We start from the raw sequence: 18,635 nt of genomic DNA, 5'->3' as shown, positions 1-18,635 counted from the left end.
ACCAATCGGACACCCGGGCGTCACAGCGCCCGGGTGTCCACCTTTTTGGCCAGGGCCGCCAGGTCGCCGGTCAACTTCTCCGCCGCCGCGCGCTCACTGCCACGCGCACCGGTCCAGCTCACCGTGGCCAGCCTCCCGTCGGTCGCCAGCCACCCCACCTCGGCGACCGGCCCGTGCCCGCTCGCCGCGGCGGTGGTCCGCCGGTACGCCTGCTGACCCAGCCCGGTGACCTTCGCGGCCTTGTCGGGCACCACGTCCGCGGCGAAGGTGGCCTTGTCGATCGTGGTCTCGGACACACTCAGTGTCAGCTCCGGCAGCGCCGCGCTCCCGACACGGACCACGCAGGTGTGCGTATCGCCCTGTTCGCTGGCTGCCGCCACGTCGAAGCGCACCTTGACCAACTGCTCGATCACCGTGAAGTCCAGCAACCGGCAGGCGCCACCCGAGGAGGCCGCCGCCACGTCCACCGCGATCGGCACCGGTGGCGGCACCGCCACCGGCTCGGCCTCGGCGGCGCAGCCGCTCACCAGCAGCCCCGCCAGCCCGACGACCACGATCCGCCCGCGCACGTTCCACCCTCTCGCCGACCGACGGCGGAAGGCGCCCGCCAGATGTCCGTCGGACACCGTACGGGGTGTCGGTGTCGGGCGGAAGTCCTCGTTTCGCCGGCTCGCCGACGCCTATCCGGACGGTGGATCATCCACGTACGGGCAGTGCCGGCAGCCGCGCCCGCAGCACGTGCCGCGCCGGGCCAGGAAACCGGCGCTGAGCACGAACAGCCCGCTCGTCGGGTCGAGGTAGCCGGCCTCCCCGGCGGCCAGGGCGGCGGCGTGCGCGGCGAGGACCCGGACCCGGTCGGGATGCTCGGGCGGCAGCCGGGACGGGTGCGGCTCGGTGAGCGGCCGATCGGCCAGGGGTCGTCGCTCTCCGGTCACCCGCAGCAGTCTAGGGAGCCCCCGTCGCCGCGGCTCAACCGTGGCGGGCCAGCGCCGCGGCCACCTCGTCCCGACCGGCGCCCCCGGCGAGCAGCAACCGCACCAGCACCCGGGCCTTGTACGGGTCGAGCAGCCCACCGTTGAGCAGTCCCCGTCGTTGCAGGTCGGTCTCCGAGCCCACCGCCCCGTACGTGTGCCGCAGCACCGACCCGGCCCCGGAGCGGGAGGTGAGGACGACAGGTACCCGCTCGGCGAGATCCCCGAGCACCGGTGCCAGCGCCGAGGGCACATGCCCCACCCCGAAGCCGGCCACCACCAGCGCTTGGTGGGTGTCGGCCAGGCCGTTCAGCAGCAGCCCGTCGTCGTCCATCGTCACCACGTACAGGGCCACCCGGGTCGCGTCGAGCCGGTCCGGGTCGACCGGCGGCAGCGGCTCGTGCCGCAGCGGCCGGGTCAACATCCGTACCTCCCCCTCGATCACCTGACCAAGCGGGCCGGCGTTGGGCGAGGCGAAGGTGGCGGTGCTGGTGCTGTGCGTCTTGCGCAGCCAGCGGGCGGCGTGCACCTCGTCGTTGACGGCGACCAGCACGCCCAGGTCACGAGTGTCCGGCGCGGCGGCCACCCGTAGGGCCGCGAGCAGGTTCGCCGGCCCGTCGGCACCGGCCAGCGTGGGGTTGCGCATCGCGCCGGTGAAGACCAGCGGGGCAGCGTGCGGCCACACCAGGTCGGCCAGGAACGCCGTCTCCTCCAACGTGTCGGTGCCCTGAGAGACCACCACGCCGGTCGCGCCGCCGGCCACCGCCCGGGACGCCTCGTTGACCACGGCAAGCAACTGCCGGCCGGTGAGGTGGGCGCTGGGCACCGCGTGGGCGTCCCGGATGTCGACGGGTACGCCCAGCTCGGCGAGGCCGGGCACGGCGGCGGTGAGGTCCGCGCCGGTGAGCCGCGTGACAACCCCCGGACGGCCGGCGTCGACGCCGCCCATCGCGATCGTGCCGCCGAGGGTGATGAGGGCGATGGGCACGGGTCGGGCCTCCATTCCGCCGCCCGAACGCCGGACGGCCCGACGACCGTACCGATGCCCTGGTCCGGGCCGGCCGGTGCCATGGTCCGGCCCGGTGTGCGTGCCGGGCACCACAGCCGGAGCCAGCGGAATTGCCGTGCCGGGTGGGATCGCGCGCCGATAGAGTCCGCGAGCCGCCGGCCGGCGGCGCAGACCCGCGCAGACAGGCACCGACCGTGAGTCAGCAGGTGGAGCAACCCCCGGCGGTCGAGGCGGGGACGACCCCTTCGCTGTGGCGCAGCCGGAACTTCCTGCTGCTGTGGGGCGGTCAGACCGTCAGCGAGCTGGGCACCCGGATCACCGGCGTGGCGGTGCCGCTGTTGGCCGCGGACACCCTGCACGCCAGCGTGTTCCAAATCTCCCTGTTGACCGTCCTGGCCTGGCTGCCGTACCTGCTCTTCTCGCTACCGGCAGGCATCGTCGCCGACCGGCTCGACCAGCGGCGGCTGATGATCGGGTGTGACCTGGGTCGGGCCGCGCTCATGCTGTCCCTGCCGGTGGCCGCCCTGGTCGGCCACCTCACCCTGCCCTTCCTGTACGCGGTCGTCGGGCTCGGTGGAGTGCTCACCGTGCTGTTCACCGTGGCGTACAAGAGCCTGTTGCCCCGGCTCGTGCCGGCGGACCTGCTGGCGGACGGCAACGCCAAGCTCACCATCAGCCAGGACGCCGCCGAACTGGTCGGCCCGACGATCAGCGGCGCGTTGATCGGGCTGGTCGGCGCCGCCCGCACGTTCCTGAGCAACGGCTTCGCCTTCCTGGTCAGCGCGCTGACGCTGATCCTGATCCGGCAGGCCCCGCTACGCCGTGAGCCGACACCTCGTGTGCCGCTGCGGGTGGAGCTGACCGACGGGCTCGCCTTCATCCGCCGGCAGCCGCTCCTGGTCAGCATCCTGGCCTGCACCACCTGGTCGAACTTCTGGGTGATGGCGTCCGGTTCGATCGAGGTGACCTTCCTGGTCCGCGAACTGCACGCCAACCCGACGCAGGTGGGGCTGGTCTTCTCGCTCAGCGCCGTCGGCGGGCTGGTGGTCGGGACGCTGGCCGCCCGACTCTCGGCCTGGCTCGGCTCGGCCCGGGTGATCTGGGTGGCGATGACCGCCCCGGGCCCGTTCTACCTGTTCATGCCGTTGGCCCAGCCCGGATGGGGAGTGCTGCTCTACGGGGTCGGGCTGGCCGCGTTCTCGGCCAACGCGGTGTTGTTCAACGTGGCGGCGATGTCGTACCGGCAGCGGATCACCCCGTCGGCGATCCTCGGTCGGGTCAACGCCGCGTTCCTCTGGATCTGTTTCGGGGTGATCCCGCTCGGCGCACTCACCGGCGGCGCGCTCGGCACCGCGCTGGGTCTGCGCGGCGCGCTCTGGGTGTGTGTGCTCGGCACCTGGGCCGCGTGCCTGTTCGTGGTCTGCTCTCCGCTGCGCCGGATGCGGGACACGCCGCCGCCGGTTTCGTCGTAGGGTCCCTCACCATGCGGAAGATCGCTGTGCACATGCTGCTCGGTCCGGGCCGTTGACCGATGATCACCACGTTTGCCGCGCTCGACGGGACCACACTCGCGTACCGGACCATCGGAGGCGGGGAGCCGCTGGTCTGCCTCCCGGGCGGCCCGATGCGCGACTCCGCGTACCTCGGCGACCTCGGCGGTCTGGGCGCACACCGGACGCTGGTCATCCTCGATAACCGGGGCACCGGCCGCTCGGCCGTCCCGGCAGACTCCTCCACCTACCGCTGTGACCGCCTGGTCGACGACGTGGAGGCGCTGCGCCGTCACCTGGGCCTCGACCGACTGGACCTGCTCGGGCACTCGGCCGGCGCGAACGTGGCGCTGCAGTACCTGACCCGACACTCCGACCGGGTGGGCCGGCTCGCGCTGATCACACCGAGCACCCGCGCGGTCGGGCTGACGGCGACCGCCGCCCTCCGCCAGGAGGTCACCCAGGCCCGGACGACCGAACCGTGGTTTCCCGCGGCGGCAGCGGCCCTGGACTCCATTGCCGAAGGCTGGGTCAGCCCGGAAGCGTGGGAGGCGATCGCGCCGCTCTTCTACGGCCGCTGGAACGCTGCGGCCCAGGCGCACCAGGCGGCCGAGGCCGACCAGCGCAACGAAGAGGCGGCGCGGATCTTCGGCGACGAGGGTGCCTTCGATCCGCCGGCCACCCGCACCGCGCTCACCGCACACCGGGGCGCTGTGCTGCTGCTCGCCGGTGCGGTCGACTTCGGCGCACCGCCGGGCCTGGTGGCCCAGCTCGACGAGCTGATTCCGCACGCCGAACTGGTCGTCCAGCCGGGAGCAGGACACTTCCCGTGGCTCGACGACGCCGATGCGTTCACCGCGACGGTCGTGGCGTTCCTCGCCGACCCGACCGGGACTTGAGTCTCCATCGGGGGGAGACAGCAGGGTGGGGGCATGAGCGAGGAGACGCGTTACACGATCGGCCACCTGGCCCGGCGGACCGGCCTGAGCGTCAAGACCATCCGGTACTACGCCGACAGCGGGATCGTGCCAGCGACCGACCGGAGCCCGGCCGGCTACCGGCAGTACGGCCCGGACGCCGTCGCCCGCTTGGAGCTGGTTCGCACACTGCGTGACCTGGGCGTGGACCTGGCCACCATTCGGCGGGTGGTGGATTGCGAGGTGCCCCTGCACGAGGTGGCCGCCGCGCACGCCGAGGCGTTGGCGGTGCAGATCCGGGTGCTGCGGCTGCGCCAGGCGGTGCTCACCGTCGCGGCGAGGCGCGAGGCGGGCCCGACCGAGGTGGACGACCTGCACCGGTTGGCCCAGCTCACCGCGCGTGAGCGCGAGCACCTGATGGGCGACTTTCTGGACGCCGTCTTCGCCGGCCTTGGCGACCAGCCCACGTACCCGGGTGTGATCGTCTCGATGACGCCCGACCTGCCCGACGATCCCGCCATCGAGCAGGTCGAGGCGTGGCTGGAGCTGGCCGAGCTGTGCCGGGACCGCAGCTTTCGCGCGAGCATGCGGCGGTTGGCGCGACAGCACGCCGCCGACCACGACGTCCCGGGGTTGCCCCGCCCGGATGCCGTCGCGGTGGTCCGGGACGCGGTGGCCCCGGCCCTCGCGGCCGGTCTCGATCCCACCGGGCCGGAGGCCGATGCCGTGGTCACGGCGGTCACCAGCCGGTACGCGCGCCTCCACGGTCACCCCGACGACGCCGATCTGCGCCAGCGGTTGCTCGACCGGCTGACCATGGCCAACGATCCCCGCCGGGACCGGTACCTCGACCTGCTGTCGGTGCTCAACGGCTGGTCGACCGGTGAGGCGATCGCACCGGCGGCGGACTGGTTCATCCGGGCCCTGTGCGCCCGGATGCCCGCGCGGGCTCGCTGAAGCTGGCTGGTTCGGTTGGCAGCGTCAGCCGAACCAGGTCATTGCCTGCCCGTGGCCTCTGGCCCAGGCCAACGGCCTGCCGTCCAGGGCGAGGACGTTGTGCAGCGCGTCGTTCGGCGGGTCGGGCAACCCCTCGTGCCGCAGCACCTCCGGAGCCTCGTTCGCGATCCAGTGCCCCGGCAGCTCACGGACCAGCCGGACGAACGCGTCCCGCCGCGGCGGCGGCACCTGGTAGAGCACGGACGTGTGGAAGACCACCAGCGTCGCACCGGCCGGCGCACGGGCGGCCAGCGCCGGCAGGTCGTCCACGAGATCACCGCGGACCAGCAGCGGCGGCTCAGCAGCGGCGACCGCCGCCGCCGCGCGCAGCCGGGCCCGCCGGTGCGCGTGCTCCGGCCAGATCAGGGCGTCCAACCAGGACACGTCGTCGGGGTCGGTCACGTCGAGCGGGTTGAGGTCCAGGCCGGCCCGCCACACCACCTGGGGTACGCGGGACGGCGGCACCAAACCGCTCGCCGCGCACTCCAGGACCGGCTCACCCGAGCCGACCTGATGCTCGCCGTAGCGGTACGCGTACCGGTCGGGATAGAGGCAGAGCCCGGCGGACGCGCCGACCTCCAGCAGGGCGAGGGGCTGGGGCAGCGCGGCGAGCACCGGCAGCAGCACCGCGCAGCGGCCGCTCTCGTTGGTCTGGGTGGCTCGGGTGCGCAGCTCGGCCTCAATGACGGGCCAGTGCGTCACCGTGTAGTCGTGAAAGGCGGCCGGGTCGTCGACCGGACCGCCGAGCCAGCGGACGACGGCGAACAGCAGGTTCGGTTGTCGTTTGCCGGGCGGCAGCGTGCCGAGCAGGGCGAGCAGGGCGTCGTCGTGGGCGACGACCTGCGACAGCCGCTCGTACGTGGGCGACACCCCGCGCGCCTCACGGCTGCCGAATTCAACGTACGCCTCAGCGGTCGTCATGCCCCTCATGGTCGCAGCCGTTCCACGGCAATTCAGCCCCCGTTGGCGTGCACCGCCTCACACGCCTCGTAGAGTCCTGCGGCGGCCGGAACGTTGAGCAGCAGCTCAGCCGTTCGGCAGAGGCAATGTGGGGGTGCGTGTCGTGCGGGGTACGGGTGTCCGGGTACTGATCGTTGGCGGTGGTGTCGCGGGATTGGCGACGGTGGCCGCACTGCGGAGTTGGGGCGCGATGGTCGACGTGGTCGAGCGGGCGCCCGCGCCGATCGACGCCGGCACCGGCATCTACCTCACCGGAAACGCGACCCGCATGCTCGACGTCCTCGGTCTGCGGGAGCCGGTCGCCGACGTCGCCGTGGAGATCACCCGACAGCGCAGCGCCAACCAGCGCGGACGCCGCCTCTTCGACATCGACGTGGTCGGACTGTGGCAGGGCGTCGGGCCGTGCGTGTCGTTGCCCCGGGCGCAACTGCACCGTGCCCTGCTCGCCGGCGTCGGCGACGCCCCGATCCGCTGGGGCCGCCAGCCGGTCGCGCTCGCCGAGGAGGGCGACCTGGTCGCCGTCGAGTTCGACGATGACAGCACCGAACGGTACGACCTGGTGATCGGCGCGGACGGGGTGAACTCGACGGTCCGCCGGCTCGCCTTCGAGGGTCAGGCCGCCCGCGACCTCGGCCAGTACGCCTACCGGTGGATCGCGCCCCGTATCGAGGACGAGGCTGTCTGGTCGGTGCAGTTGGGGCGGGGCAGGCAGTTCCTCACGATCCCGATCAGCGCCGAGCAGACGTACTGCTACTACAACGACGGCCCGGCCGTCGACCGGCCGGGCTGGCGTGACGAGTTGGGGACGACGTTCACCGAACCGGCCGCCACCATGCTCAAGGCCCTCGACTACGACGACAGCACCCTGCACGCCGGACCCAACCAGGAGGTCGTGCTCGACTCCTGGTCCCGGGGGCCGGTGCTGCTGATCGGCGACGCCGCCCACGCCACCTCGCCGAACATGGCCCAGGGCGCGGCGATGGCCCTGGAGGACGCGATCGTGCTCGCTTCGTCGTTGGCCGCCGCCGGGTCCCTCGCCGAAGCCCTGCGCGGGTACGAGGCGCGGCGACGCCCGCGTACCGACTGGGTGCTCAGCCAGACGCATCGCCGCGACAAGGCCACCGGGCTCCCGCCCGCGCTGCGCGACCTGGTGATGCGCCGCCTCGGCGAGCAGATGTTCCGCTCGAACTACGGCCCCCTGTTCGCCCAGCCCTGACCGGTCCGACGTGACCGGACCGGTCAGGGCTGGGGCGGGCCCACCACCGCTCAGGGCAGCTGGCCCGGCCGGTCGACGATTGCGATGCGGAGTAGCGCGACAGCCGTGTGCAGGGACTCCTTGCCGTTGCGCACCACCGACCCTCGGGTGCCAAGGAAGACGTGGGTGTCCCGGTCGAAGAGGAAGTCCTCGTTACCTCCGATCACGCCGGGCATCCGAATCGCCACCCCATGCCGACCGGCGGCGTCCACCACGTCGCCCGATATGACGACCGCTCCGGGCTCCCGTGCGAGTAGTTCGAACAGCGCCGCGAGCGCTCGGGGCGGCACGTAGCCTTCGAGCATCGACCGCGCGCTGGTGTACGCCATGCTCTCGTCCCCGTAGACGGCCTCCTCGTCGGCTGCTTCGGGAAGATGCAGGTCGACCGGGTGTTCCCGAAGGTATCGAAGCAACTCGTCCGGATCGGTGGGCAGGTCACCGTGGTAGGCGGGCGGCTGGAACGCGTCGAGCTCCTTCTCGGGATCGGCGGCATCGCCCGTGCGGAGCACCCTCAGCTCTCCCCACCCGTTCGGATCGGTCTCCGGTCGGTAACGTCCCTGCGTGTACGCGACTCCGCCCGCCGACTGCCACAGCTGGTTCCGAATGGTCCGGTACGGGCCGCTGTCCGGCCTGTCCCGGATCGTCGCCAGGGCTTCCGTGAAGACGTACTGGTCGGGTCGGGCGGTGAGCTCGGGCTGCTGCCGGGCGGCGTCGGCCGCCATCCGGAGGATCTCCGACGCGCTTGCCGTGGGCGGCGGGTGGTCGCCCACCCCCATCGTCTGGACCACCAGCGCACCGGCGGTCAGTGTGACTGCCAGCCCGAACGCTCCGGCGAGGCGCCAACCATGCAGGAACCGGGTGCGGCGTCTGACCGGACGGGCCGCCGAAGCCATCTCGGCCCGCCGGGCGACGTGGGCGGTCAGATCCGTGAGGAGCTGCTCCTCGAAACCGGGCGGCGACTGGTCGGTCTTGTTCATGGCGTCATCTCCGTCTCTTCAGGCGAGGGTGGTGGCTGCCGGGTAGGCGAGAACGGCGCGGACGACGCGACGGGCGCGATGCAGGCGGACCCGGGCGGCGACCGGCGACACCCCGAGCACGGTCGCCGCCTCCGCGACGGTGAGGCCGTCCACGGCGACGAGTTCGACAAGCGTCCGGGCGCCCTCGGGGAGCTCGCTCAGCGCGCGACAGGTGCGGCGGGCCGCCGCCTCGGCGTCGATGCGCTCCTCGATGCGGGCGATGTCATCGGGGCCCAGGTCCCGTCGTCCGGCCAGTCGGCCGGTCACCCGCAGCCGTTGGGCCGCCCGACGCCGCTCGTCGCCGATGACGTTGCGGGCCACCCCGTACAGCCAGCCGACCTGACTACCCCGGTCCGGCCGGTAGCCGGCCGCCGACTCGATCACCGCCAGGAACACGTCGGCGGTCAGGTCGGCGGCGAGATGTGGGTCGTCGACCCGCCGCGCCACGAACCGGCCCACCGCCTCCAGGTGCCGCCGGTAGAAGGCCTCGAAGGCCACCGGATCGGTTCCAATGCCGGAGATGTCATCATCGGCTTGGCTGGGCTCATTCACAGGCCGTCCCCTCTCGTAGCCTCCACACCTCTTCTTCGTCAGGCGGAGCGCGGGTGTTACCGAACCATCCGGCACGACCACCGGCGCCCGCTCCTGCCGACTGATTGCCCCCTCGTGCCGCCGACGCGGCACGGAGTGCCTGCCCGCGCGGCTCGATTGGCGGCACCAATCCCGACGAGAGCGGTATACCTCAGAGTCATAAATGACCGTGAGGTATACCGACGAACGGCAGCACGCCCCCGGGGCGGGTCTGCCCGGCGCTGAAGGCAGCGCTGCTGGCCCAACTGGGCAGCGCCCTGGTGATGCGGCATCATCGAAGCACCGGCGACGGGCCGCTATGGTGGGCGGTGGCACAAACGTTGCGAGGTGCCCCACGTGAGTGGGGAGAATCGGGAAGCCGGTGTGAGTCCGGCACGGGCCCGCCGCGGTGACCGGAGAGCTGCCACCCACGCGCACCAGACGCAGCCACTGGCCCTGAAGGGCTGGGAAGGCGGGTGACCAGCGTAGATCCGGGAGTCCGAAGACCGGCCTCGCGTCATCGGCCCCGTCAGGGGCGCGAGCGTAGCGGGAGCCTGCCTTGAACACCGGACTCTACGAGACCATCCATCGCCGCCGGGACGTGCGTGGCCAATTCACCGGGGCGCCGATCCCCGCCGAGACGTTGGACCGGATCCTCACGGCGGCGCACGCCGCGCCGAGCGTCGGTCTCTCCCAGCCCTGGGACTTCATCCTGGTCCGTGATCCCGAGCTGCGGCAGGAGTTCCACCGGCACGTGGAGCGGGAGCGGAACGCCTTCGCGGCCACTCTCGACGGTGCGGCGGCGGAACGCTTCGCCCGAATAAAGATCGATGGCGTACGCGAGTCGACGTTGTCGGTCGTGGTCACGTACGACCCGGAGCGGGGTGGGCCGGCCGTTCTCGGTCGTCACGCGATCGCCGACGCCGGCCTCTACTCGGTCTGTCTGGCGATCCAGAACCTGTGGCTGGCCGCAACCGCCGAGCAACTCGGGGTCGGCTGGGTTTCGTTCTACCGGGAACCGTTCCTGCGCGACCTGCTCGGCATCCCGGCCACCGTCCGCCCGGTGGCGTGGCTCTGCCTCGGCCCGGTCACCCATCTGGAGCAGACGCCGGACCTGGAGCGGCACGGCTGGCGCCAGCGACGTCCCGTGTCGTCGGTGACCCACCAGGATCGTTGGTCCGAGTGACCTGAACACTCACGTCAGCGCCGCGATGCGCCGTCGACCACCTGCTCGCGATCGTCCGCAACGGACTCAAGCGGATCCGCACCGACCGACGAGCCCCGGGCGCGTCAACGCCCGGGGCTCGTCGATGACGTGTCAGCTGCAGCCGCTGGTGGAGCCGCAGCCCTCGCAGACGTAGCAGCTACCGGCCGGGCGCATCTTCGTACCGCAGGTGAAGCAGAGCGGTGCGTCGGCGGCCTTGCCGATCACGGCCTCGAGCAGTTCCGTGCTGGAACCCACGCTCGGAGCCGGCTTGGCGACGGCCACGTCGGCCATCTCCTGGGCCGGCTGGGCGACGGCCTCCGGCTTTGCCGGGGTCTCCACCGGTGCCGAGGACGCCATCGCGGTGAGCTCCACGCCGGTGACCGCGGCGGCTTCGGCGTCGGCCTCGGCCCGCAGCTGCGCGGCCCGCTCGGATGCGGTGAAGATGCCCAGCTCGGCGCGGCGCTCGTAGGGCAGGAAGTCCAGCGCCAGGCGACGGAAGATGTAGTCCATCACCGAGGCCGCCATCCGCACGTCCGGGTCGTCGGTCATACCGGCCGGCTCGAAGCGCATGTTGGTGAACTTGCTGACGAACGTCTCCAGCGGCACGCCGTACTGCAGGCCGATGCTGATGGCCACCGAGAAGGCGTCCATCACCCCGGCCAGGGTCGAGCCCTGCTTGGACATCTTGAGGAAGACCTCACCGAGGCCGTCATCCGGGTAGGACGACGCGGTCAGGTAGCCCTCGGCACCACCGACGGAGAAGCTGACCGTCTCGGACGGACGCTTCTTCGGCAGGCGCTTACGTACCGGCCGGTACTCGATGACCTTCTCCACCGCGACCGGGGCGGCCGGCGCGGTCTCGACGGCGGCCGGCTGGGTGGCCTTGTTGGACTTGGCCACCGAGAGCGGCTGACCGACCTTGCAGTTGTCCCGGTAGATCGCCAGGGCCTTGAGGCCGAGCTTCCAGCCCTCGAAGTAGATCTTCTCGACGTCCTCGACGGTGGCCGCCTCCGGCATGTTGACCGTCTTGGAGATGGCACCGGAGACGAACGGCTGGATGGCCGCCATCATCCGCACGTGCCCCATCGGGGCGATCGTCCGCTCCCCCATGGCGCAGTCGAAGACCGGGTAGTGCTCCGGCTTGAGGCCCGGGGCGTCCACCACGTGGCCGTGGTCGGCGATGTGCTCGACGATCGCCTCGACCTGCTCCTCGGGGTAGCCGAGGCTGCGCAGGGCGCGCGGCACCGTCTGGTTGACGATCTGCATCGAGCCGCCGCCGACCAGCTTCTTGAACTTGACCAGCGCCAGGTCCGGCTCCACGCCGGTCGTGTCGCAGTCCATCATGAAGCCGATCGTGCCGGTCGGGGCGAGGACGCTCGCCTGCGCGTTGCGCCAACCGAACTTATCGCCGATCTTGTTGCCCTGGGTCCACTGCTTGGTCGCCTCTCGGACGATCGCGGTGGCCACCGGGCTGGTCGGCTTGATCTCGTCGTTGGCGGCGGCGTGCTTGCGCATGACCCGCTTGTGCGGCTCGGCGTTGCGGGCGTAGCCCTCGTACGCGCCGACGACGCCGGCCAGCTCAGCCGAGCGACGGTAGGCGGTGCCGGTCATCAGGGACGTGATCGACGCGGCGACCGAGCGGCCCTGCTCCGAGTCGTACGGCAGGCCGGTGGCCATCAGCAGGGCGCCGAGGTTGGCGTAGCCGATGCCGAGCTGCCGGTAGGCGCGGGAGGTCTCGCCGATCTTCTCGGTCGGGAAGTCCGCGAAGCAGATCGAGATGTCCATCGCGGTGATGACGAACTCGACGGACTTGACGAACTTCTCCACCTCGAAGCCGCCGTCGGCGCGGAGGAACTTCATCAGGTTGAGCGAGGCCAGGTTGCACGAGGAGTTGTCCAGGTGCAGGTACTCCGAGCACGGGTTCGACGCGGTGATCCGCCCGGTCTCCGGGCAGGTGTGCCAGTCGTTGATCGTGTCGTCGTACTGCAGGCCCGGGTCGGCACACTCCCAGGCGGCCTGCGAGATGGTGCGGAAGAGCTTCTTGGCGTCGACGGTGTCGATCACCGAGCCGTCCAGCCGGCCGCGCAGGTCGAAGCCGCCGCCGTTCTCCACCGCCGACATGAACTCGTCGGAGACCCGGACCGAGTTGTTGGCGTTCTGATACTGCACGCTGACGATGTCGGAGCCGCCGAGGTCCATGTCGAACCCTGCGTCGCGCAGCGCACGGATCTTGTGCTCCTCGCGCGCCTTCGTGACCACGAACTCCTCGATGTCCGGGTGGTCCACGTCGAGGATGACCATCTTGGCCGCCCGGCGGGTCGCGCCACCGGACTTGATGGTGCCGGCCGAGGCGTCCGCGCCGCGCATGAAGCTGACCGGACCGGAGGCGGTGCCGCCGGAGGAGAGCAGCTCACGGGACGAGCGGATCCTCGACAGGTTGACCCCGGAGCCGGAGCCGCCCTTGAAGATCAGCCCCTCCTCCTTGTACCAGTCGAGGATCGAGTCCATCGAGTCGTCGACGGCCAGGATGAAGCAGGCGCTGACCTGCTGCGGCGACGGCGTGCCGACGTTGAACCAGACCGGCGAGTTGAAGCTGAACACCTGGTGCAACAGCATCCAGGTCAGCTCGTGCCCGAAGATCTCGGCGTCCGCCGGGCTGGCGAAGTAGCCGTACTCCTCGCCGGCGGTGCGGTAGGTGGTGACCACCCGGTCGATCAACTGCTTGAGCGACCACTCCCGCTCCGGGGTCCCCACCGCGCCCCGGAAGTACTTCGTGGTGACGATGTTGGCCGCGTTGACGCTCCACGACTCGGGGAACTCCACGCCGCGCTGCTCGAAGTTGATCGAGCCGTCCCGCCAGTTCGTCATCACGACGTCGCGGCGCTCCCAGGTGACCTCGTCGTACGGGTGGACACCCTCCGTGGTCCACACCCGCTCGATCTTCAGCCCGGCGCTCGCGTTGGCCTTGCTACGTGACCTGCTTGTCGTCACACCATCCCCCGACATCTCATCCGCCCCCTCGTCAAACACAAATCTCAGTTGGTACGGCCGGCGGGTTCCGCCGCCCCGGCCTCCGCCGCGCCCTCCCGGGCACGGGCGGCGGCGCGCAATGTCTCGATTTCCTGCTCGAAGTCGGCGAGCGAGTCGAAGGACCGGTAGACGCTGGCGAACCGCAGGTACGCCACCTCGTCCAGGCCCTGCAGTGGGCCCAGGATCGCCAGCCCCACGTCGTGGCTGGGGATCTCGGCCGCGCCCTTGGCCCGCACGGTCTCCTCGACCTTCTGAGCCAGCAACGCGATCGAGTCCTCGTCGACCGGCCGACCCTGGCACGCCTTGCGCACCCCGCCGATGATCTTCGTACGGCTGAACGGCTCGGTCACCCCGCTGCGCTTCACGACCGCGAGGACCGCCTCTTCGACGGTGGTGAACCGCTTGCCGCACTCCGGGCAGGACCGCCGCCGTCGGATGAGCTGGCCGTCGTCGGCCTCCCGCGAGTCGACCACCCGGGAGTCAGCGTGCCGGCAGTACGGACACCGCATCGCCCACCTCCATCAAAAATGATCGACTGCGACCGCACCGGGCACCCCTGGGCACGACTCACCGCGACGGTGCCATCCTCGGATGACGTCCGCCGTGGTCGACGTTACTGGAGTGCGGTCGGTAGTCGGACCCAACCTGTGGGCAACTTACGCCCGTGTCACTACTACATCTAGGGGTTGACCGTATGTCGCCGGGGAAGCCGGGTCAAGTTGGGCGGCGTGTCCGGCGCGTCACGGACCATCCGGTCATCCGCACCCACAGCACGCCCGAAGACCCAACGCCGACACCCCGCCCGAGTTACCGGCCAGCAGGCCGAAGTGGCCCGGAAAACAGCCAATGATCGAACACCAGTACTACCTGACGTACCATTTATCAGAACATCCGTACGACCGGAGTGGTTTTTCACCCCGACACGCCGGTGAGAGGTCGTACAGATGTTTGAAAATGACTGATCTCACCTATACGGTCATGAACAACGTGGCACCACCGCACGCACCACGAGCCGACGAGGCACCCAGCGCCGACCAGGGAGGACGGACGTGACCGAGGACCGGGCCAGCCGGCCGAAGAGCCCGCAGCAGATCACCGATGCGGGCCCGCCAGCCACCCGACGCCGCAGTGCCGCGCGCAGCCGAACGGGTCAGCCCGCCGTGCGCCCGGTCACCCCGGTGGTCAGCGCCTTCCCCGACCCGGCGACGGTCGACCTGACCGCCCGCCAGCGTCGCATCCTGGAATTCATCCGCACCTGGGTGGAGCGGTACGGCTACCCGCCGAGCGTCCGGGAGATCGGCGAGGCCGTCGGCCTGGTGTCGCCGTCCAGCGTCGCCTACCAGCTCAAGGAGCTGGAGAAGAAGGGCTTCCTGCGCCGCGACCCCAACCGGCCGCGCGCCGTGGACGTTCGCGCCCCCAGCGAGGCCATCGACGACGAGCTGTCCCGGGCACAACGACCGACCCCGGCGTACGTGCCGATGCTTGGCCGGATCGCCGCTGGTGGGCCGATCCTCGCCGAGCAGGCCGTGGAGGACATCTTCCCGCTGCCCCGCGAGTTGGTGGGCGAGGGCGAGGTCTTCATGCTCCAGGTCAAGGGCGACTCGATGCTCGACGCGGCGATCTGCGACGGCGACTGGGTGGTCGTTCGGCAGCAGCCGACCGCCGACTCGGGCGAGATCGTGGCCGCCATGCTCGACGGCGAGGCGACCGTCAAGACCTACCGGCGGCGCGACGGGCACGTCTGGCTGATGCCACAGAACCCAGCCTTCGACCCGATCCCCGGTGACGACGCCACCATCATGGGCCGAGTCGTGGCGGTGCTGCGCCGGATCTGACCGGTCGCTGGGTGGGTGAGTGCGACAGGCGCTCACCCACGTTCGTTCTCAGGGACGGATGAGAGCCCCGACGTCCGTCAGTAGCGGTCGCCCCGGTGGCCGCGACCGCCCCCGGGATACGGCCCGTACGGGTCGACGGGCGCATCGTCGTCACGCCGACGGCCGGGCCGCTGGCCCCGCTGGTCGGGCTCCTGCCCACCGCGCCGAGGCGGCTCGGCACGACCGGCGCCGGGCTGGCCGCCGTCACCGCCATAAACACCGCTGCCAGGACGACCGCCGGCACCCTGCGGACGACCGCCGCCACCGCCCTGGGGACGACCGACGCCACCGGCCGGGGGGCGAGGGGTGCCACTCGCTGGGGGACGACCGCCGCCACCGACTGGAGGGCGACCACCGCCACCAGCCGGCGGGCGAGCACCGCCACCAGCCGGAGGGCGACCACCGCCACCGGCTGGCGGGCGAGCACCGCCGTACACGCCGCCACCGACGCCGCCGTCCGGCCGTGCCGCACCGTAGCCACCGCCGGCGCCTGCTGGCCGGCCGCCGGCACCGCCGTACACGGCACCGCCTGCCGGTGCCGGACCACCGCGACCCGCGCCACCGCCGTAAGCCCCGCCGCCCGCGGGGGCGCCGCCACCGTAGACACCACCCTTACGGTCACCTGGTGCCGCGGAACCGTCGACGGCACGGCCTGCGCGCGTGCCGACCGGCCCGCCATCCGGGTCCGACGTCTCGGACGCGTCGGCCTCCGGCACCCGGCGGCGCGCCCGGACGATGCCGATGATGCCGGCGCCGACCAGCAGCAGACCGATCAACCCGACCGCGCCGACCATGTACATGATCTCGTCGAGGCCCAGCCCAGCGGTCCAGGATTTCGAAGCGGCCGCCTTCACGCCCTCGGCCGGAGCCAGTGGCACCGCGGTCGAACTGGACGGCGTATAGCTGAGGACGTCGAGGGTCTCCTCCTCGGTGAACCGGCCCGCGTCGGAGACGGTGACGAACGTCTTCCCGTCCGGGGTGTAGCTGATCGCCTCGCCGAACGGGTCGGCCAGCGCCGTAACCCGCGGTTTGCCGGTGGTGAGCGCGCCGACGATGTCACCGCCGCTCACGTCGAACTCGAAGGCATCCGCGTAGGTGCGCAGAACCACCCGGGAGCCGTCCGACGAACGGGCCGCACCGGTGATGGCGATCCGGCCGAACGTGTTGAGCGGGTTCTCCGTCTGCGTCTTCGGCAGCGCAATCTCGCCGACCTTATGCATCGGCACCGGGTCGGTGTCGCCGTTCTTCAAGGCCGCCGTCGGGGTGTAGATCTCGGCCTTGCCGCTTGTCACCTTCGTGATGATCAACGGTTTTCCGTCGTCGCCGATGAGCAACGCCTCGGCTTCGTGCGCTTTGGCCTCGGGGTAGGAGATCCGGTGCAGCGTCGGCTGCTTACCGCCGGTGACCGGCATCGACCAGAGCGCGACGCGCGTGCGGCGCTCCTTCGCGGTGGTGGCGTTACCGGTGTCGGCGATCCAGAGGGTGCCGCCATCCTTGGAGAGGGCCAGATCCTCGGTGTCGACCGGGCCCTGCCCCGGGTATCGCACCGGATCCTTCGAGATCTTGCACTTGCTGTCGAGGAAGAAGACCCGCTTGCGTGCCGCGTCCTGGGTGTCGTCGTTGATCACGATGTAGCCGCTCTTGGTCGCGACCAGACCCGACAGCTCCCGCAGCCGCTCGTCAACGATCGTGCACCGCTTCTGGCCAGCAGCGACGGAGGGGAGCACGGACGACCCGGCGGCGGGAGCCGCTGCGGCGACTCCGGCGAGCGCCACGGTTGCCCCGAACAGGCCGAGGGCAACCGTGACCGAGGAAACAACGCGGCGCATTCGGCCAGTGTCGCATGCCACGCGTTTCGGGTGGATGACGCCGTGGGCGCTCAGGATCGGCTGCCGGCCGCCTGCCCCTGCCGCTCGACGTCGAACGGCGCCAACTCCGCAGCCAGATCCGCGCCGACGCGGACGTGCAGCAGGGTGCCCTCCGGCAGGTGCGACGTGCTGAGCACCTCGCCGGTGCGGTGCACCCGGGCCACCAGGTCACCGCGGTCGTACGGGAGCACAGCCCGGACCTCGACGGCCGGCTGCGGCAGCCGGTCCTCGATTGCCGAGCGCAGGTCCTCGATGCCCATACCGGAGTACGCCGACACGAAGATCGCGTCCGGCCAGAGCCGCTTGAGCCGCAGCAGGGTGTCCTCGTCGGCCGCGTCGGTCTTGTTGACCACCAGCAGCTCGGGGAGCCGATCCGCGCTCACCTCGGCGAGCACCTCGTGCACCGCCCGGACCTGCTCCTCCGGATCCGGGTGGGTGCCGTCGACGACGTGCACCACCAGATCCGCCTCCGCGACCTCCTCCAGCGTCGAGCGGAACGCCTCGACGATCTGGTGCGGCAGGTGCCGGACGAAGCCGACCGTGTCGGAGAGGGTGTAGATCCGCCCGTCCGAGGCGGTGGTCTTACGGGTGGTCGGGTCCAGTGTCGCGAACAGCGCGTTCTCCACCAGCACGCCCGCGTCCGTCAGCCGGTTGAGCAGGCTGGACTTGCCGGCGTTGGTGTAGCCCGCGATGGCCACGGCAGGGATGGAGTTGCGGGTGCGTCGGGCACGCTTGGTGACGCGTACCGTCCGCATGTTCTTGATCTCGCGGCGCAGCCGGGAGATGCGGTGGCGGATGCGCCGCCGGTCGGTCTCCAGCTTGGTCTCACCGGGACCACGCACACCCACACCGCCGCCGGCGCCGCCGCCCCGACCGGAACCACCGGTCTGCCGGGAGAGCGTCTCACCCCAACCGCGCAGTCGGGGCAGCAGGTATTGGAGCTGGGCCAGCTCGACCTGCGCCTTACCTTCCTTGCTCTTGGCGTGCTGGGCGAAGATGTCGAGGATCAGCGCCGTCCGGTCGACAACCTTGACCTTGGTGCGCTGTTCCAGGTTGCGCAGCTGCGACGGCGACAGCTCGCCGTCGCAGATGACCGTGTCGGCGCCGGTGGAGAGCACCACCGCGCCGAGGTCGTCGACCTTGCCGCGGCCGATGTACGTCGCCGGGTCGGGTCGGGTGCGGCGCTGGATGAGCCCTTCGAGCACCTGCGAACCGGCCGTCTCGGCCAGCGCGGCAAGCTCGGTCAGCGAATTTTCCGCGTCGGCAATCGTGCCTTCGGTCCAGACGCCCACCAGGACGACCCGCTCCAGCCGCAGCTGGCGGTATTCCACCTCGGTGACGTCGGTGAGCTCGGTTGACAGGCCCGGGACGCGTCGGAGGGACTGCCGCTCCGACAGCTCCATCTCGCCGGTGGTGACGTCGTCGAGCTCGTCCTCGACGGGGACAAAGCTCTCCTGGTCTCGCAAGCGGTT

At 71.2% G+C, this 18,635-nt stretch carries 16 protein-coding genes and 1 riboswitch; of the genes, 6 read left to right on the top strand and 10 right to left on the bottom strand.

The genetic code is table 11. From position 1 onward, the window contains the following. Positions 1-20: 20 nt before the first annotated feature. The 3 genes from JOD64_RS21850 to JOD64_RS21840 form a co-directional block, all read right to left on the bottom strand. On the bottom strand, positions 21-569 hold the full coding sequence (locus tag JOD64_RS21850; protein ID WP_204943914.1) for a hypothetical protein: 549 nt from the start codon (positions 567-569) through the stop codon (positions 21-23). Between the two features lie 111 nt (positions 570-680). Further along, entirely contained in the window at positions 681-935 is a 255-nt protein-coding gene (locus JOD64_RS21845) for a DUF5522 domain-containing protein (protein WP_204943913.1), read from the bottom strand. 34 nt (positions 936-969) lie between these two features. Next, complete coding sequence (locus JOD64_RS21840) at positions 970-1,959, bottom strand: asparaginase (protein ID WP_204943912.1); 990 nt, start codon at positions 1,957-1,959, stop codon at positions 970-972. 215 nt (positions 1,960-2,174) lie between these two features. On the opposite strand from JOD64_RS21840, the gene JOD64_RS21835 reads away from it, so the two are divergent. The 3 genes from JOD64_RS21835 to JOD64_RS21825 all read left to right on the top strand — a co-directional run bounded on the left by JOD64_RS21835 (position 2,175) and on the right by JOD64_RS21825 (position 5,344). Continuing rightward, entirely contained in the window at positions 2,175-3,452 is a 1,278-nt protein-coding gene (locus tag JOD64_RS21835) for an MFS transporter (RefSeq protein ID WP_204943911.1), read from the top strand. 62 nt (positions 3,453-3,514) lie between these two features. Beyond that, a complete protein-coding gene (locus JOD64_RS21830) occupies positions 3,515-4,369 on the top strand; it encodes an alpha/beta fold hydrolase (protein ID WP_307813975.1) in 855 nt (284 codons plus the stop codon). Between the two features lie 33 nt (positions 4,370-4,402). After that, positions 4,403-5,344 (top strand): MerR family transcriptional regulator, encoded by a 942-nt coding sequence (locus tag JOD64_RS21825; protein WP_204943909.1) that lies wholly within the window; start codon positions 4,403-4,405, stop codon positions 5,342-5,344. Between the two features lie 24 nt (positions 5,345-5,368). Here JOD64_RS21825 and JOD64_RS21820 read toward each other — a convergent pair whose 3' ends face one another. Next, complete coding sequence (locus tag JOD64_RS21820; RefSeq protein ID WP_204943908.1) at positions 5,369-6,304, bottom strand: DUF2332 domain-containing protein; 936 nt, start codon at positions 6,302-6,304, stop codon at positions 5,369-5,371. A gap of 142 nt (positions 6,305-6,446) precedes the next feature. On the opposite strand from JOD64_RS21820, the gene JOD64_RS21815 reads away from it, so the two are divergent. Beyond that, a complete protein-coding gene (locus tag JOD64_RS21815) occupies positions 6,447-7,559 on the top strand; it encodes an FAD-dependent monooxygenase (protein WP_307813547.1) in 1,113 nt (370 codons plus the stop codon). Positions 7,560-7,609: 50 nt separating this feature from the next. Here the strand turns inward: JOD64_RS21815 and JOD64_RS21810 are convergent, their stop codons facing one another. Both JOD64_RS21810 and JOD64_RS21805 read right to left on the bottom strand, forming a co-directional pair. Continuing rightward, the gene (locus JOD64_RS21810; protein ID WP_204943907.1) at positions 7,610-8,575 is read right to left on the bottom strand and encodes a CU044_5270 family protein; all 966 of its coding nucleotides are present in this window, start codon (positions 8,573-8,575) and stop codon (positions 7,610-7,612) included. 18 nt (positions 8,576-8,593) lie between these two features. Next, a complete protein-coding gene (locus JOD64_RS21805) occupies positions 8,594-9,166 on the bottom strand; it encodes an RNA polymerase sigma factor (RefSeq protein ID WP_204943906.1) in 573 nt (190 codons plus the stop codon). A gap of 347 nt (positions 9,167-9,513) precedes the next feature. After that, a riboswitch (cobalamin riboswitch) is annotated at positions 9,514-9,713 on the top strand. Between the two features lie 30 nt (positions 9,714-9,743). On the opposite strand from JOD64_RS21805, the gene bluB reads away from it, so the two are divergent. Further along, complete coding sequence (gene bluB, locus JOD64_RS21800; protein ID WP_204943905.1) at positions 9,744-10,370, top strand: 5,6-dimethylbenzimidazole synthase; 627 nt, start codon at positions 9,744-9,746, stop codon at positions 10,368-10,370. A gap of 132 nt (positions 10,371-10,502) precedes the next feature. Here bluB and JOD64_RS21795 read toward each other — a convergent pair whose 3' ends face one another. Both JOD64_RS21795 and nrdR read right to left on the bottom strand, forming a co-directional pair. Then, positions 10,503-13,397 carry a vitamin B12-dependent ribonucleotide reductase gene (locus tag JOD64_RS21795; protein ID WP_204943904.1) on the bottom strand — a complete coding sequence of 965 codons (2,895 nt, stop codon included), beginning with the start codon at positions 13,395-13,397 and terminating at the stop codon, positions 10,503-10,505. A gap of 29 nt (positions 13,398-13,426) precedes the next feature. Continuing rightward, positions 13,427-13,930: a transcriptional regulator NrdR gene (gene nrdR / locus JOD64_RS21790; RefSeq protein ID WP_204943903.1), complete on the bottom strand. Its 504-nt coding sequence runs from the start codon at positions 13,928-13,930 to the stop codon at positions 13,427-13,429. Between the two features lie 540 nt (positions 13,931-14,470). Here nrdR and lexA point away from each other — a divergent pair. Beyond that, positions 14,471-15,256, top strand: coding sequence for a transcriptional repressor LexA (gene lexA / locus JOD64_RS21785; protein ID WP_204943902.1), 786 nt, complete (start codon positions 14,471-14,473; stop codon positions 15,254-15,256). A 77-nt stretch (positions 15,257-15,333) separates the two neighbouring features. Here the strand turns inward: lexA and JOD64_RS21780 are convergent, their stop codons facing one another. Both JOD64_RS21780 and hflX read right to left on the bottom strand, forming a co-directional pair. Continuing rightward, positions 15,334-17,124, bottom strand: a complete 1,791-nt coding sequence (locus tag JOD64_RS21780) for a hypothetical protein (protein WP_204943901.1) — start codon at positions 17,122-17,124, stop codon at positions 15,334-15,336. Between the two features lie 50 nt (positions 17,125-17,174). Further along, positions 17,175-18,629: a GTPase HflX gene (gene hflX, locus JOD64_RS21775; protein WP_204943900.1), complete on the bottom strand. Its 1,455-nt coding sequence runs from the start codon at positions 18,627-18,629 to the stop codon at positions 17,175-17,177. Between the last annotated feature and the right edge of the window lie 6 nt (positions 18,630-18,635).

It is taken from the genome of Micromonospora luteifusca (genome assembly GCF_016907275.1).
GTDB classification, from domain to species: Bacteria; Actinomycetota; Actinomycetes; order Mycobacteriales; family Micromonosporaceae; genus Micromonospora; species Micromonospora luteifusca.
This window is presented reverse-complemented; position numbering and strand designations above follow the sequence as displayed.

Bases quoted from the DNA above. Each gene is read 5' to 3' on its own strand.
- JOD64_RS21825 (WP_204943909.1), top strand. From the start codon at position 4,403: ATGAGCGAGGAGACGCGTTACACGATCGGCCACCTGGCCCGGCGGACC.
- JOD64_RS21820 (WP_204943908.1), bottom strand. From the start codon at position 6,304: ATGACGACCGCTGAGGCGTACGTTGAATTCGGCAGCCGTGAGGCGCGC.
- JOD64_RS21810 (WP_204943907.1), bottom strand. From the start codon at position 8,575: ATGAACAAGACCGACCAGTCGCCGCCCGGTTTCGAGGAGCAGCTCCTC.
- JOD64_RS21795 (WP_204943904.1), bottom strand. From the start codon at position 13,397: ATGTCGGGGGATGGTGTGACGACAAGCAGGTCACGTAGCAAGGCCAAC.
- nrdR (WP_204943903.1), bottom strand. From the start codon at position 13,930: ATGCGGTGTCCGTACTGCCGGCACGCTGACTCCCGGGTGGTCGACTCG.
- JOD64_RS21780 (WP_204943901.1), bottom strand. From the start codon at position 17,124: ATGCGCCGCGTTGTTTCCTCGGTCACGGTTGCCCTCGGCCTGTTCGGG.